This is a genomic window from Nocardia sp. Tas62D01 (assembly GCF_055232035.1).
In genome coordinates this window covers 3,127,533-3,142,790 of record NZ_JBUYUZ010000001.1, presented here as the reverse complement: position 1 = coordinate 3,142,790, position 15,258 = coordinate 3,127,533, and the positions used below count along the sequence as shown (strand labels likewise).

Annotated in this window: 12 protein-coding genes; 4 read left to right on the top strand and 8 right to left on the bottom strand. The window is 66.3% G+C overall.

Translation table 11 applies throughout. The features are described from left to right. The first annotated feature begins 35 nt into the window (after positions 1 to 35). Positions 36 to 2,102 (top strand): PhoX family protein, encoded by a 2,067-nt coding sequence (locus tag ACV7NQ_RS15400; protein ID WP_463360287.1) that lies wholly within the window; start codon positions 36 to 38, stop codon positions 2,100 to 2,102. A gap of 72 nt (positions 2,103 to 2,174) precedes the next feature. Here ACV7NQ_RS15400 and ACV7NQ_RS15395 read toward each other — a convergent pair whose 3' ends face one another. Next, entirely contained in the window at positions 2,175 to 2,921 is a 747-nt protein-coding gene (locus ACV7NQ_RS15395) for a glycoside hydrolase family 25 protein (RefSeq protein WP_463360286.1), read from the bottom strand. Between the two features lie 160 nt (positions 2,922 to 3,081). Then, positions 3,082 to 4,419 (bottom strand): glucosylglycerate hydrolase, encoded by a 1,338-nt coding sequence (gene ggh / locus ACV7NQ_RS15390; protein ID WP_463360285.1) that lies wholly within the window; start codon positions 4,417 to 4,419, stop codon positions 3,082 to 3,084. A 223-nt stretch (positions 4,420 to 4,642) separates the two neighbouring features. Between ggh and ACV7NQ_RS15385 the strand changes: the two genes are divergently transcribed. Together ACV7NQ_RS15385 and ACV7NQ_RS15380 are read left to right on the top strand one after the other, a co-directional pair. Further along, positions 4,643 to 5,338 carry an SDR family oxidoreductase gene (locus tag ACV7NQ_RS15385; protein ID WP_463360284.1) on the top strand — a complete coding sequence of 232 codons (696 nt, stop codon included), beginning with the start codon at positions 4,643 to 4,645 and terminating at the stop codon, positions 5,336 to 5,338. A 184-nt stretch (positions 5,339 to 5,522) separates the two neighbouring features. Then, on the top strand, positions 5,523 to 6,314 hold the full coding sequence (locus tag ACV7NQ_RS15380) for a polysaccharide deacetylase family protein (protein WP_463360283.1): 792 nt from the start codon (positions 5,523 to 5,525) through the stop codon (positions 6,312 to 6,314). A 158-nt stretch (positions 6,315 to 6,472) separates the two neighbouring features. Here ACV7NQ_RS15380 and leuS read toward each other — a convergent pair whose 3' ends face one another. Next, the gene (leuS, locus tag ACV7NQ_RS15375; RefSeq protein WP_463360282.1) at positions 6,473 to 9,319 is read right to left on the bottom strand and encodes a leucine--tRNA ligase; all 2,847 of its coding nucleotides are present in this window, start codon (positions 9,317 to 9,319) and stop codon (positions 6,473 to 6,475) included. Positions 9,320 to 9,706: 387 nt separating this feature from the next. On the opposite strand from leuS, the gene ACV7NQ_RS15370 reads away from it, so the two are divergent. Beyond that, the gene (locus tag ACV7NQ_RS15370) at positions 9,707 to 10,114 is read left to right on the top strand and encodes an SdpI family protein (RefSeq protein WP_463360281.1); all 408 of its coding nucleotides are present in this window, start codon (positions 9,707 to 9,709) and stop codon (positions 10,112 to 10,114) included. Positions 10,115 to 10,138: 24 nt separating this feature from the next. Here the strand turns inward: ACV7NQ_RS15370 and ACV7NQ_RS15365 are convergent, their stop codons facing one another. The 5 genes from ACV7NQ_RS15365 to ACV7NQ_RS15345 form a co-directional block, all read right to left on the bottom strand. Beyond that, a complete protein-coding gene (locus ACV7NQ_RS15365; protein WP_463360280.1) occupies positions 10,139 to 10,459 on the bottom strand; it encodes a cupin domain-containing protein in 321 nt (106 codons plus the stop codon). Between the two features lie 183 nt (positions 10,460 to 10,642). Beyond that, on the bottom strand, positions 10,643 to 11,704 hold the full coding sequence (locus ACV7NQ_RS15360; RefSeq protein WP_463360279.1) for a pyridoxal phosphate-dependent aminotransferase: 1,062 nt from the start codon (positions 11,702 to 11,704) through the stop codon (positions 10,643 to 10,645). Next, positions 11,701 to 12,762 (bottom strand): 3-oxoacyl-ACP synthase III family protein, encoded by a 1,062-nt coding sequence (locus tag ACV7NQ_RS15355; RefSeq protein WP_463360278.1) that lies wholly within the window; start codon positions 12,760 to 12,762, stop codon positions 11,701 to 11,703. Before ACV7NQ_RS15355 ends, ACV7NQ_RS15360 begins: the two co-directional genes overlap by 4 nt. Positions 12,763 to 12,772: 10 nt before the next feature. Beyond that, on the bottom strand, positions 12,773 to 13,432 hold the full coding sequence (locus ACV7NQ_RS15350; protein ID WP_463360277.1) for an SRPBCC family protein: 660 nt from the start codon (positions 13,430 to 13,432) through the stop codon (positions 12,773 to 12,775). Beyond that, a complete protein-coding gene (locus ACV7NQ_RS15345; RefSeq protein WP_463360276.1) occupies positions 13,429 to 15,120 on the bottom strand; it encodes a thiamine pyrophosphate-binding protein in 1,692 nt (563 codons plus the stop codon). Before ACV7NQ_RS15345 ends, ACV7NQ_RS15350 begins: the two co-directional genes overlap by 4 nt. Between the last annotated feature and the right edge of the window lie 138 nt (positions 15,121 to 15,258).

Below are 15,258 nucleotides of genomic sequence, written 5' to 3'. Positions count from 1 at the left end.
TACCGTACCCCGGAAAGCCCAACCCAGGAGTCGTCTTGAGTCCCAAGCCTTTCGCCCTCTTCGTGAAGCGGGACGGCCAGCCCAAGCGGTCGGCCATCACCTGTCAGTACAAATGCGGTAACGCCTGCTTCCACGAGGTGCCGAACACCTCGGACAACGAATACTTCGGGGATGTGGTGCGCGCGGCACTGTCGCGGCGCGGCCTGTTGAAGGGCAGTGCGGGTGTGGTTGTCGCGATCGGCGCCGTCGGCGCGCTCGCGGCCTGCGGTGACGACGAGAAGGTCCAGTTGGCGGGTGGCTCGCTGGTCGACGGTGTGCCAATCGGCACCGACTTCAAGCCCATCGCACCGAATTCCGATGACGCGCTGATCATTCCGGAGGGCTACGAGTCCAACGTCGTGATCCGCTGGGGCGATCCGCTTTTCGCCGACGCGCCGAAATTCGACGCGGACCGGCAGAACTCGGCGACGCAGGCCACGCAGTTCGGATTCAACAATGATTTCGCGGCGTTGCTGCCCATCGAGGGCCAAGCCAACAGTTACCTGCTCGTGGTGAACCACGAGTACACCACCGAGCCGCAGATGTTCAAAGGCTACGACAAGGAAAACCCGGCCAAGGAGCACTACCTGACCGCCGTTGCCGCGCACGGCCTTTCGGTGGTCCAGGTCAAGGGCGAAACCGGAACGGGCAAGCTGACACCGGAATTCGGCAAGTACAACCGCCGGATTACCGGTACCACCGAATTCCTGGTCACCGGTCCGGCTGCGGGCAGCGCCCTACTGAAGACGAGCGCCGACCCCACCGGCACCAAGATACTCGGCACCCTGAACAACTGCTCCGGTGGCGCAACACCATGGGGCACAGTGCTTTCCGGCGAAGAGAACATCAACCAGTACTTTGCCAACGCGGACAAGCAGGCCGAGCCCGCCAAGGGCAGGCTCAAGCGCTACGGTTTCCCGACCGGCGCGTCCGAGCGCAAGTGGGAACGGCACGAGGCTCGCTTCGATCTGGAGAAGGAACCCAACGAGGCCAACCGGTTCGGTTGGGTCGTCGAGGTCGACCCGTGGGATCCGGCCGCGCCGCCGATCAAGCACACCGCGCTCGGCCGGTTCAAGCACGAGGCGGCGACCATCCACGTCGCCGAGGACGGCACCGTGGTCGCCTACATGGGTGACGACGAGCGCTTCGACTACATGTACAAGTTCGTGTCTTCGCGCAAGGTCCAGTCCGGCACCGGCCAGGCCAGCATGCGGCACAACCTGACCATCCTCGACGCGGGCACGCTATACGTCGCCAAGTTCACCGGCGACCACCCGGACAAGCTCGACGGCAATGGCACTGTGCCCTCGGACCAGGGTTTCACCGGTACCGGGCAGTGGATTCCGCTGCTGGTCACCGCGGAGGACGGCAAGGCGACGTCACGGGTCGACGGCTTCACCGCCGAAGAGGTCGCGGTGTTCACCCGCCTCGCGGCCGACAAGATGGGCGCCACCAAGATGGACCGCCCGGAGGACTTCGAGGCCAGCCCCAAGTCCGGCAAGGTGTACGTCGCGCTGACCTACAACGAGCAGCGTGGCAAGGAGGACAAGCCCGGCATCGACGAGGCGAACCCGCGCAATATCAATAAGTTCGGGCAGGTGCTCGAGATCGACGACGATCACGCGGGCATCAGGTTCACCTGGAACATCCTGATGCTGTGCGGTGACCCGAAGACCTCCGACACCTACTTCGCCGGTTTCGACAAGGCCAAGATCAGCCCGATCGCCGCGCCGGACAACCTGGCCTTCGACGGCTACGGCAACCTGTGGATCGCCACCGACGCCTCCCGGGCCAACAACGCCAACGACGGCCTGTTCTCCGTGGTGCTCGACGGCCCGAATCGCGGTGAGACCAAACAGTTCCTCACGGTTCCGTTCGGCGCCGAGACCTGCGGTCCGATCGTCTCCGAGCAGCGGGTCACCGTCTGCGTCCAGCATCCGGGCGAGCGCGACGACGCGACCGCCGAGAAGCCCGCGTCGCATTGGCCCGACGGTGGCGATAGTCTGCCAAGGCCCGCCGTGGTCTCGGTGTGGAAGAAGGGTGGCGGGCGCATCGGCACCTAGCCGGACCCGCCATGAAAGGGCGAAACCGCTACTCAACCTGCAGGGAGTAGCGGTTTCGCCTTTTTCCGGGGACTAGCTACTGCCCATGACTCCCGCGATATTCGCGTAGCGTCCGAAATCGCCTTGGGCGCCGCTGTAGACGTTGACGTCGGTCCGACCGCCGATGCCGGGAATGCTGCCGCTGTCGGTGGTCTGCCAGAACGTCCACACCGGCCAGCCGCCAGGGACCTCGGGTTGGTCGTTGCCGCGGTAATCAGCGATCCACAGCGGATAGCCGGTGAACTCGTTGGAGTTGGCCATGGCCGTCTTCCAGAAGTTCGGATAGGTGTAGACGATCGGGACTCGGCCGGTCAGCGCCTTTACGGTGTTCAGGTAGCGGTGGGTCCAGTTGATCAGCCCCGCCGGGGCGAGCCCGCCCGCGTTCTCCATATCGAGCACGGGCGGCAGATCGAGCGGTCCGTTCTGACCGAGCACCACCGCCGCGTACAGCGCGGCCTGCGGCTCGGGCGGCAGGTTCGGCCGCGCGTAGTGGTAGGTCCCGCGCGCGATGCCCGCCGTGCGCATCAACAAGCTGTCCGGCACGAAGAACGGGTTGACGTAGTCCAGGCCCTCGGTGGCCTTGACCATCGCGAATTCGTGGCCGGCGCGACGGACCGCGAACCAATCGATGAACCGGCCGTCGACATGCTGCCAGGACGAAACGTCCGGGCCGCTCGGGGCGGCGGTGGCAATACCCGGCATGTTTGCCATGAGGATGCCGCCCAGAGTGATCACAGACAACGCGAGGGTGCTGGTCGATCTCAAACGAGTGATATCCATGCTGTTCGACGATAGCCAATCAGCATGGATGTGACCACTGTTGCATATGAGGCATTTGCACAATGTTCACTCGTACTGTGTGCTGACCGGACACAAGAGGCGATCACGAACGACCGTCCACCGATCCGCAGCGCGGGCTCCGCGGCGGTTTTCTAGATGCTCAGCCGAGCCAGTCCAGCACCGACGCGGCCGTCCAGGACTGCTGCATGCTGCCGAGCGGTTCGCCGGTGAACGGCTCGTAGTACTCCGCGAAGCTGCCGTCGCTGGCCTGCCGCAGGCCCTCGGCGCGGAGCATGAACGAGCGCTCGGCCCAGCCTCGGCGGGCGAAGACCCAGGAGAACAGCCAGCTCATCACCGGCCAGACCGGGCCGCGCCAGTATTCGCGGGAGCGGAAGTCCTTGGATACCGGCGAGGTCGACGGCGGCAGGGCGTAGCGCAGATCGGGGTGGCCGCAGAAGCGCGGGCCCTCGAACAGGCGCAGCAGGCTGCGTTCGGTGTCGCGGGGGAGGCCGCCGCACAGCAGGGGCGCGAACATCGACAGCGTCTCGGTGCCGATCCACCGTTGCAGCCGAACATCGAAGTCCCTGGCCGCGCCGGTGCGCGCATCGGTGGTCGAGACCACGCCCGCGCGGAACCGTTCGGCCCACGAATACAGGTCGCGGACATCGGCGTGCGGCTGCTTGTACTCCTCGCCGATATTGGCGAGCACCTCGCAGGCCAGTGAGAAGATCGCGGTGACGAATACGTCCTCCACCGCGAAGCTCATGGTCGAGGCCAGCTGGTAGTCGTCGTATCCGGCCCGGCGCATCTGCTCGACCAGCCACAGGTAGCGGTCGTATTCACGGTCACTCGGCCGTTGCGACGGGTCGGCGACCACCAGCACGTCCTCGCGCCGGTACGACGGCAGGTCGCCGGGGACCACATTGTCGTAGGCTCGGTCCCAGCGCGGCGAGTTGTCCATGCCGGATTCCCAGCCGTGGTACAGCGTGATCCGGCCGCTCTCCTTGGGATCGCGGGCATGCGCCAGCCAGCGATGCCAACGCACCAGATCCGGCCAGCGGCGGTTGAGGAATTCCTCGGCCACCGCACGGGTGCTGCGGCCGTGGCGGCGGGAATGGTCGAGGAGGCGCTGCACCGCGATGGCGTGTACCGGCGGCTGGGTGATCCCCGAGGTGTCCGGACCGTCGGGCGAGTTGGTGGCCAGCCGCCGGCATTCCCAGCGCGCCGGGCCGGGAAAGTAGCCGTCCACGCCGTTGGCGAAGACGATGTGCGGGATCATCCCGTTTTTCCACTGCGCCGAGAGCAGCGTGTCCAGCTCGATGACCGCGCGCTCGACGCTCAACGGGGCAAGGCCGACCGCGACGAACGCGGCGTCCCAACTCCACATGTGTGGATACAGCCTGGGCGCGGCGGTGGTCATGGTGCCCAGATCGTTGCCCCGCAGCAGGTAGGCGGCGCGGGCCGCAAGCTGTGTTGGGGTGAATCCCGGGTGTGCCATCCTCCTATTCTGCGATGACACTCGCAGATACGCCCGCTCGGCGGCGTGTGACGTTCGGTCTGACACAGCCTCAGGTGACCAGCTCGTCACCGGATCGAATTCGGTGGATCTCACCGTGCCCCGTCCGTGGAGATGCTTGTACCGACGTATGCGTGCAGCGCTAAGCATGCGGGTGGCGCTACGGGTTCGTCGCGAGTCTTTCGGAACTATTACGGTGGGATCCATGACCTCAGCCGTGACCAGCACTCCGAAGCCGACCGCGCTGATCACCGGCGCCAGCCGCGGACTCGGCGCCGCCATCGCACGCGAGCTCGCGCCGTCGCATGATCTGCTGCTCGGCGCGCGTACGGCCGACGCGTTGAAGGACATTCTGAGCGAACTGCCCGGCGCCACCGGGTGGCCCGTCGAGCTGACCGACTATTCCGCGCTGGCCGAGGCGGTTTCGCCGATCAAGCGGCTGGATGTATTGGTGCACAACGCCGGTGTGGCCGATCTCGACACCATCGCAGAGACTTCGGTGCAGCAGTGGCGACATACGTTGGAGGCCAACCTGATTGCGGTGGCAGAATTGACCAGGCTGCTGCTTCCGGCGCTGCGCGCGGCCAATGGGCATGTGGTGCTGATCAATTCAGGAGCCGGGCTGCGCGCGAACGCGGGCTGGGCGTCCTACGCCGCGAGTAAGTTCGGGCTGCGCGCCTTCGGCGACGCGTTGCGTCTAGAGGAATCCGCGCTGCGCGTCACCTCGATCCACCCGGGCCGCATCGACACCGATATGCAGCGCGAACTCATCGCCGGTGAGGGGCGCGAGTACCGGCCGGAGGAATTCCTCACCCCCGAGACCGTCGCCATCACGGTTCGCAACGCCGTCGAGACCCCACGCGACGGGCACCCGACGGAGATCGTGCTGCGGCCCTACTGATGTGCTACGGCCCAGCTGACCTGGCCCGGCCGTACCGACGGCAGTGCGCCCGAGCTGCGAATTCGATTCACGGTCGGTAGTAATTCGGCCAAGGCCTCGATCGGTACCGTGAGTTGGAATTAACATATCCGTGACGTCGGTGAGCGACGTCACGGTCGGTACGAGTGAAGCTTGGGTTTGGATCGTGGATAGACGTCAGCTGCTGTCAGTGCTCGCTGCGGGGACGGCGGTCGTGTTGACCGGCGGGGCCGCGAAGGGTGAACCGCTCAACAGTGGTTCGGCCGGAGGCGGACTACTGCTGCCGCCGGGGCAGCCGCCGCTGTTGCCGCCGCCGCCCGGTGGCCCGAAGATACCGATTCCGGCGTCGACGATCACCGCCCTGCCCGGGCCGGGCAACAGCATGGCGCTGACCGTCGACGACGGAGCCAGCCCCGAGGTCGTCGGCGCCTACATTCAGTTCGCCAGGGACACCGGCGCCCGCCTCACCTTTTTCGTGACCACGTACTACGACTCGTGGAATATCCACCGAAACGCGCTGCGGCCCCTCATCGATTCGGGACAGATCCAGCTCGGCAACCACACCTGGGACCACCCGGATCTGACCAAGCTGTCCGCCTCGGCCGTCGCCGACCAGCTCGATCGGGCAAAGACCTACCTGCGCAACAACTTCGGCGTCGACGGCACACCGTACTTCCGTCCGCCGTACGGCAGGCACAACGGCGCGGTCGACAAGGTGGCCGCCGACCTCGGCTATTCGGTGCCGACCATGTGGTACGGCTCGCTATCGGATTCCGGCGTTATCACCGAGGACTACCTGATCGAGTGCGCCCGTAAGTATTTCAACCCGCAGACGATCATCATCGGCCACGCCAACGCCCCCGCGGTCACGCACTGCTACGGCCAACTGGTCGACATCATCAAGGAGCGCAACCTCTCCTTGGTCACCCTCAACGACGTCCTGCTCCCGCCGCGCTGATCCAGCTCGTAGCATCCCGGCGACAACCGGGACTGAAGAATGCGATACATTCACTGTCACAACGGGTTCCGACCTTCGCCGGAGTGGCGGGATGACCGGACGCCGTACCGCCGGTGCTGCCCGGCGTCAGGACCGACGAGTCCGACGCCGGGGTTTGCTCAGGCGACGATGTTCACCAGACGCCCAGGCACCACGATCAGCTTGCGCGGCGCATTGCCACCGAGCAGCGCCGCGATCTTCTCGTCGGCAAGCGCGGCCGCCTCGATCGTCGCATTGTCGGCGTCGGCGGGAACCTGAATTCGGCTGCGCACCTTGCCGTTCACCTGAATCGGGTACTCGACCGACTCGTCGAGCAGCAATGCCGGATCGACTGCGGGGAACGGGCCGTGCGCCAGCGACGCGGTGTGGCCCAGTCGTTCCCACAGCTCCTCGGCGATGTGCGGGGCCATCGGCGCCAGCATCAGCACCACCGGCTCGACCACCGAGCGCGGGGCGCCGTCCGGGTAGGCCTTGGTGAGGTGGTTGGTCAGCTCGATGAGCTTGGCACCGGCCGTGTTGTCGCGCAGCGCGGCCAGATCCTCGTCGACGCCGGCGATCGTCTTGTGCAGCATGCGCAACGTCTCGTCGGCAGGCGTCGCGTCGGTGACCCGCAGACTACCGGTCTCCTCGTTCACCACCAGTCGCCACACGCGCTGCAGGAAGCGGTGCGCGCCGACGACATCCTTGGTCGCCCACGGCCGCGAGGTATCCAGCGGACCCATCGACATCTCGTAGAAGCGGAAGGTATCGGCGCCGTACAGATCGCACATCTCATCGGGAGAGATGGCGTTCTTCAACGACTTTCCGATCTTGCCGTACTCCTGGAACACCTCGATCTCGGTGCCGGTGGTATCGGTCCAGAAGAACTTGCCGTCGCGTTCGACGATTTCCGCGGCGGGCACGTACGCGCCACGGGAATCGGTGTAGGCGTGCGCCTGGATGTAGCCCTGGTTGAACAGCCGTCGGTAGGGCTCGTATCCGGTCACCTCACCGAGATCGAACAGCACCTTCTGCCAGAACCGCGCGTACAGCAGGTGCAGCACCGCGTGCTCGACGCCGCCGACGTACAGGTCGACGCCGCCGGGATCGTCCACGCCGTGCTCGCCGGTCCGCGGACCCAGCCAGTACTCCTCGTTCTCCTTGGCGCAGAATGCTTCGGAGTTCGTCGGATCGGCGTAGCGCAGCTGGTACCAGGAGCTGCCCGCCCAGTTCGGCATGACGTTGGTGTCGCGCCGGTACAGCTTCGGGCCGTCGCCCAGATCCAGTTCGACATTCACCCAGTCGGTGGCCTTGGCCAGCGGCGGGGACGGTTCGGAGTTCGCGTCGTCCGGGTCGAAGGTCACCGGTGCGAAGTCGTCGAGCTCCGGAAGCCGCACGGGCAGTATGGATTCCGGCAGCGCGTGCGGTGCGCCGTGCTCGTCGTAGACGATCGGGAACGGCTCGCCCCAGTACCGCTGGCGGGCGAACAGCCAGTCGCGCAGCTTGTACTGGATGGTGCCCTTGCCGTGACCATCGGTCTCCAGCCTGGCGACGATCGTCGCCTTGGCCTCCTCGACAGAAAGGGCGTTCAGGTAATCGGAATTCACCACCGCGCCGTCGCCCGCATAGGCGGCCGTCGTGATGTCGCCACCGGCGATGACCTCGACGATCGGCAGGCCGAGTGCGGTCGCGAAATCCCAGTCCCGCTGGTCGTGGCCGGGCACCGCCATGATCGCGCCGGTGCCGTAGCCGCTCAGCACGTAGTCGGCGATGAAGATCGGCACCTGCGCGCCGTTCGCCGGGTTGGTCGCATAGGTGCCCAGGAAGACGCCGGTCTTCTCCTTGTTCTCCTGACGCTCCAGATCCGACTTGGCCGCGATCGACTTGCGGTATGCCGCAACGGCATCCGCGGGGGTGGCGGCGTTGTCGTTGGTCCAGCGCGGATCGGTGCCCTCGGGCCAGGCTGCCGCGGTCAGCTTGTCGACCAGCTCGTGCTCCGGCGCCAGCACCACATACGTTGCGCCGAAAAGGGTGTCGGGCCGGGTGGTGAAGACCTCGATCTGCTCACCGTCGGCATCGAATTTCACCTGCGCGCCGCGGGATCGCCCGATCCAGTTGCGCTGCATGGCCTTCACATTCTCCGGCCAGTCCAGCCGCTCGAGATCGTCGACCAGCCGGTCGGAGTAGGCGGTGATGCGCATCATCCACTGCCACAGCCGCTTCCGGAACACCGGGAAGTTGCCGCGCTCGCTGCGGCCGTCGGCGGTGACCTCCTCGTTGGACAGCACCGTGCCGAGTCCCGGGCACCAGTTCACCATCGAATCGGTCTGGTACACCAGACGATAGGAGTCGAGCTGCTCCGCGCGCTCGGCGGCGGTCAGCTCGTGCCAGGCCCGGCCGTCCGGGACCGGCCTTGCGCCGGTGGCGAATTGGTCTTCCAGCTCCGAGATCGGCCGGGCTCGATCCATTTCCAGGTCGTACCAGGCGTTGTAGATGCGCAGGAAGATCCACTGCGTCCACTTGTAGTACTCCGGATCGGTAGTCGCGAAGGAGCGCCGCCGGTCATGTCCGAGCCCGAGTCGGTCCAGCTGCCGCTGCATGGTGGCGATGTTCGACTCGGTTGTCACCCGCGGGTGCGCACCGGTCTGCACCGCGTACTGCTCGGCGGGCAGGCCGAACGCGTCGTAGCCCAGTGCGTGCAGCACGTTGCGTCCGCGCATCCGGTGGTAGCGCGCGAAGACGTCGGTGGCAATGTAGCCGAGCGGATGCCCGACGTGCAGGCCCGCGCCGGACGGGTACGGGAACATGTCCTGGACGAACAACTTGTCCGCCGGGGTTTCACCCGCGAGCGGGCCTACCGGGTTCGGCGCGTGGAAGGTCCCGCGCTCATCCCAGATCCGCTGCCACCGGCGCTCGATGCGGCCTGCGAGCTCGGCGTTGTACCGATGCTCTGGTACATCGCTTTCGGTTGCACGAGTGTCCTGCACGGTCCCGCCTTCTTGTTATCGCCGATCCCCGTCATAACTACGTCTATCAGGGTAGAACGTCCGGGTCGGAGGACCGAAAATCGGGCCGGGCTGTCATTCTCGTGGCGCCCGCGCAATTTATCCACAACGCCCGCGCGGCTACTGCGGCGTTCGCAATCTCGCGCTTTGTCGAATGCGTGCGGTGCGCTTGCGCCGCACCGGCTTTCCGATGACTTCCACTGCTCGGTCGTGCGCGAATCGCCGGGCGAACGCGCGTGGTTGCTGTGCTCGCCGACGGCCGGGAAACAATGTGGAATGCGCTTGTCCGGTGCGGTGTCACGGCGCATGCTGGACGGTTGCGGGTGAGCAGACCGCCGCGCCGGGACGGCGGTGCGCTAGCCTTCTCGAGTGTTCGTCGTCGCTCTAGTCCTGTTCGTGCTGGCCGTCGTGGCCGTCGCAACCGGCGTGCTCGGACTGATCGGCCGGCTCCCGCGCAACCGCTTCGTCGGGGTGCACACCGAGGCCACCCTGCACGATGACGAGACCTTCCGTATCGCGAACCGCGTCGCCGCCCCCACCTCGGTGGCCGCGGGCGCCCTGCTCTTCGCCGGTGGTCTCGTCGCCCTTGCCGCGGGCGGGGTCGTCGCTCTCGTCGTCGCCGCGGCGACGACGGTCATCGCCCTCTTCACCCTTGGCGCCGGCGCCAACGCCGCGGCCCAGGCCGTCGCAGGTCTGCTCCCGGCCCAGGAAGTCGGCGGCTGCGGTCAGTCCTGTGGCGCCTGCTCGCTGCGCGACGCCTGCCTGCCCGCCAGCTGACCGCTCACTCGGGTATCGGCTGGATCAGTCGGCGCAGTCCGGCGGCGCGACACTGCGCGACAGCGGGCTGCCGGTCGGATTGAGATAGAGCACGAACAGGGTGACCGGAGTCGTCCCGCGGTTGCGTGCCACATGTGGATGGGCTGGACCGCTGGGTTCTAGGAAGATGCGGCCGCGTCGATAGGTGACCGGGGCGCAATCGGCGTAGGGATGGTCGAGGATGCCGCGAGCGACCAGGACCAGCAGGGTGCCATCGTGGTAGTGCCAGCCGCTGGCGCCGCCGGGTTCGATGACGGTCTGCCGTGCGATGAGTTCGCGCCGTCCGATCCTGAAACGAAAGAACACTCGGCTCGCCGTCCGATACGCCGGTGCGACATTCGGTTGCAGGCTGCGATCACGCCGGGTCGGCACGACTCCATAGAACCACGATCGGTACCCGATCCACTCGCGCTGTCCTGCCCGGCACTGGACAAGGACGTCTCGGGCAGTTCGGCGAAGTCGGCGCAGCACCGACGACCAGCCCGCCGCTTACAAGACGTCCGCCATCGGACCGAAGTCTCCGGGGAGTGGGAACGCGTGTAGGACCGCACGGTCGGCATCGGGATCGCCGACCGCGATCCGCGCACTGCCATCGGGATATGCCCTGGCCCCGATCCCGGCCCTGCGTAGCGCCGTCGCCACACCCGGCCCGGGTAGATACAGGAAATTGGCATGGCTGCGCGGTACCGCGATGCCACGGCGGCACAGTGCGTTGCGCAGATTTTCCCGCGCGGTGGTGATCCGCAGGATGCGTGCGGCGAGCTCGGGTTCGGCGGCGTAGGACGCGGCTACCGCGGCCACCGCCGCAGAACTCACCCCGAATGGCAGCTGCAGCCTGTGCACTCGGCTGATCAGCTCCTGTCTGCCGAACACGTATCCGATACGCAGTCCGGCGAGTCCGTACGCCTTCGAGAAGGTGCGCAGCACGAGCAGATTCGGATGTCGATTCAGCAGCGCGAGGGTATCGATCTGGTCGGGTACGCCGAGGAATTCGGCGTACGCCTCATCGAGAATGACCGGCACCCGGCGCGGCACGGCAGACAGGAATGCCTTCAGCTGGCTGATCGAGATCACCGTGCCGGTCGGATTGTGCGGACGGCACACCACCACCAGACCGGTGCGCTTGTCGATGGCCCGGGTCATGGCGGGCAGATCCTGGTTGCCGCCCGCATCCAGCGGCACCGGTACCACATCGAGTTCGGCCATCTCCGCCATGATCGGATAGCCGTCGAAGGTCGGCGCTCCGTACACCATCCCGGCGCCGGGCGTGGTCAGCGCCTGCATGATTTGCATGGCCACCCCGGTCGCACCCGAACCGGCGACGACCTGATCCGAATGCACGCCGACACGGTCGGCGATCAGCTTCGGCAACCGGCGCGGCAGGAATTCCGGATACCGATTCGCCTGCGCCAGTACGCCGTTCACCGCCGACAACACCGAAGGCAGCGGTGGGAAAGGGTTCTCGCTCAGGCTCAGATCGAATCGGGGCCGCGCCCGCTCGGTCCGGTGCTGTCGCGAGGGTCGAGTGCCATCGGCCAGCTGGATGCTCATCCCGCCGCGCCCCAGCGCACCGCCGCGGCGCCCGCGAAATCGCCCGCGTGCGCGAAGGCCGACATCAGCACCACCGATCCATTGCGCAGCCTGCCCGCCCGGTTTTCCGCATCGAGGGTGACGGGAATGCCTGCGGCGAAAAGGTTTCCGCACTGGTCGAAGGTGTCCGGATGTCGTTCGGCGGGCAGTTCGAGCGCGTCGTGCCAGTTGCGCAGGAACAGCCGGTTCGGCTGGTTGGTGACGAAGGTGTCGATATCGCGGCCCTTCACGCCGATGCGATCGCACACCGCCAGCGCCACCTCCGGCACCAGGCGGTTGCCGCGGGCGAACACCTTGGTGATCTTCGATTCGGTGAAGCTGACGCAGCCCTGACCCTCGCCCGGCTCCCAATACTTGCGCTCACCGTTGGTGGAGAAGGACATATCCCCGGCGAACTCGGGATAGGTGCGGCATTCGATATCGAGAATCGGTGCGGTGTCATCCTTGACGAGCAGTCCCACGCCGCAGCCGTCGCCGGGCACCGGCGCCTGTGCGAGCTTGCGGATCTCGGACTGGGTGAACACCGGGCCCGCGCAATTCTGCGTCGCCGCGATGAGGGCGGTGCGCGCGTTGGTGGTCTGCAGGATCATCCGCGCCATCGACATCATGTGCACGAAGGCCGCGCAACCGCCGTTGTGCACGTCGTACACGAACGCGGGTCGCGCGCCGAGCCTGCGGGCCACCTCGGGACCGCACCCCATCACCGGATTGTCCGGCAGCTGGGTATGCGTGATCAGCACATCGATATTCGAAAGCAATTGCGCGCCGTGGCGTTCGATCAGCGGCGCGACGGCACGCTCGACCATATCCACCGACGTCTCGTCCCGGCCGACATGGTGGCGGGTCTGCGGTGAGCGAAACATCACATTCTTCGCCATCCGATCCGAACGGCTGTACTGGGTGAAGTATTCGGTGCCGATCGGCTCGCCGGGCAGATAGCTGGACACATCGACCAGGCTGACCGTCGGCAATCCAGGAGCGTCGGGGTTGGTGGGATCGTTACGGTTTGTAGCCTTCATCAGGTGTGTCTCACTTCATCCAGTCGGGCTTGATCGGCAACCCATTTGCCGCCCGATATTCGCAGATCGCCTTGAGGTTTTCCATTTCCAATTGATGTCCTGCTGAGAACATTTCCCAGAAATCGCCCACCCACACAGGCCGCTTCGCGGGTGCCGTCTCGGGATAGGGGTTTTCGTCGTAGAAGGGGTGCTTGCAGTTGACCCACAGCACCACCGAACCCGGCTTGTTGAACACTACCTGCGCGTCGATGACCCGAAGCAGGTAGACCATCCACAGGTGCTGTTGCTGGTCCCAGGCACAGTGGTAGTCGACGGTCATGCCGTCCTGGTGTGCGACGGTGCGGGTGAAGATCTCGGTTTCGTCGCCGAGGCGATCGTAGGCCAGCCACAGGCCCGGCTCCTCGGTCTCCACGAAACCGCGCAGGCTGTAGGTCCATTCCTCCAGCGATCGGGTGTCGGAGAGATACTCGAACACCTCCTGCGGTGGCGCGGCGATATACGCCTGCACCGGGCAGTATTCACCGAATACCTGGTCGTGCGGATACACCGATCGCAGCATGTCCATGATGATCGGAGTGGTGGCATCCTTATCGGAGTTCTCGATGCGAAGCACGCCGGGGATGACCTCCTCCGGAATATCGCTGAGTGCGGGCAGGGCGCTGGTGGTCACGGTGTCCTCCTGGAAGCTTCCAATGTCGACAAGAACGGAATAAACGGCGGAACTTCGTCAGGGTCGCAATCGATCGATATGAATGACGGCCCTTGGGTTTCCATACATGAACCCAGTGCGGCGGCCAGCTCTTGCGGAGTCCGCACCGAGTAGGCGGGCAGGTCCGGGAACATGGCGTCGATGCCGGCTCCGAGGTGTGCTGGTCGAAATCGGTTGAAGCTGTATCGATCCCGGTAGTAAAGCTGTTCCCGGGTGACGCACATGGCATGCGCGTTGTTGTTGAGGACGATGAAGGTGATCGGCAGGGCGTGCTCGATCGCGGTGTGCAACTCCATGCCGTGCATGAAGAACGCGCCGTCACCGGCGACGACGGCTGTCCGCCGCGGTCCGCCGGGCCCGCGGTGGCGGGCGAAGGCGGATCCGATACCGGCGCCGAAGGCGTAACCCATGCCGCCCATGCCGAGCGCGACGACGAACCGTCCGCCGTTGGGCACCCGCAGGTGGTGTACCACTGCGGCGCCGGTGTTGCCCGCGTCCGCGAAGATATCGGTGCCCTCGGGCAATACCGTGCCGATGGTCTCGACAAGTTCACGGTACCGCAGGCCGGGGCCGGTCGATTCGGGGACGGGCAGCGGGGTGAGCGGATTCGGCGCGATCGGCTCGCCATGGGAAGATGTCGCGGCGCTGGTGAATACGTCCGCGAGCTCGGAGAGGGTGATGGCCAGATTCGTGCTAATTGCGTGGATCGTGGACACGTAGGGCGCGGTGACGCCGATGCTCGCGACCGGGCGCGACGCCAAGAGTTCGTCCAACCCGGTGCGTGCGGTGATCGGCATCGGGGTCCCGATGATCAGGCACAGCGCCGCCGAGCGGATCGCCTCGGCGAGCTCTTGATGCCCCATGCTGCCCGCGACACCGCAGAACCCGGCATCGGCGTTGTCGTAGGTGTCCTTCGCGTCCGGTGCGACGCCGACGGCGGCATCCAGTGTGGTTGCCAACCGGGCCAGTTCGCCGCGGGCATCGTCGCGCGCCACCTGGTCGCCTGCGATGATCACGATCTTCCCGGTCCGGCGCGCGGTGGTCAGTGCGGCGCGCACCCGGGCGATGCCGTTCTCGTCGTCGCGGTGGGTCGCCGGCGCCAACCGGAACGGCGGGACGTCGTCCATGCTCGACTGCTGCACATCCTTGGGCAGCAGCAGCACCGCCGGCCCGCCGCGCCGGGTGGCGCCGACCGCCCTGGCCAGCTGTTCGGGCAGGTCGGCGCCGGTCTCCACGCGGGCGCAGTACTGGGTGATCTCGCTGAACATCCGGACCGCGTCGATAGTGCCCGCCCGGCCGCTGGTGTCCTGGAATGCGCCGTGGCCCTCCAGCGCGGTGGGCGGTTGGCCGACCAGGGCCAGCACCGGGACTCGGGAGGCGAACGATTCGGCGAGTCCGGCAACGAGATTCATCGCGCCACCACCTGACGTGGCGCAGACCACACCGAGCCCGCCGGTCGAACGGGCGTACCCGTCGGCCATGGTGGCTGCGGAGAATTCGTGCTTGGCGACCACACCGGTGATCTCGTACGGCGCGTCGAAGATGGCGTCGTACAGGTCCTCGATGTTCGCGCCGTCCACTCCGAAGATGTGCCGCACGCCCAGAGCCGAAACCGCCCGCACCAGATAATCAACGACCCTGCTCGGCACCGATACTCCTTCTCGCAGCGACCGGCCGTGTGGCGAACACACGTGCGCGATCACACACACCGCGTACACCTGAGATACGGGTGAGTCTGCCGTGCGGTTCAATGCCTCGCGCAAGAGGCAGATTGCTGGGCGCGGGAT

What these genes read in the sequence shown, in the direction of transcription:
- ACV7NQ_RS15395 (WP_463360286.1), bottom strand. Translation starts at nt 2,921, where the DNA reads ATGGATATCACTCGTTTGAGATCGACCAGCACCCTCGCGTTGTCTGTG.
- ggh (WP_463360285.1), bottom strand. Translation starts at nt 4,419, where the DNA reads ATGGCACACCCGGGATTCACCCCAACACAGCTTGCGGCCCGCGCCGCC.
- ACV7NQ_RS15385 (WP_463360284.1), top strand. Translation starts at nt 4,643, where the DNA reads ATGACCTCAGCCGTGACCAGCACTCCGAAGCCGACCGCGCTGATCACC.
- ACV7NQ_RS15360 (WP_463360279.1), bottom strand. Translation starts at nt 11,704, where the DNA reads ATGAGCATCCAGCTGGCCGATGGCACTCGACCCTCGCGACAGCACCGG.
- ACV7NQ_RS15355 (WP_463360278.1), bottom strand. Translation starts at nt 12,762, where the DNA reads ATGAAGGCTACAAACCGTAACGATCCCACCAACCCCGACGCTCCTGGA.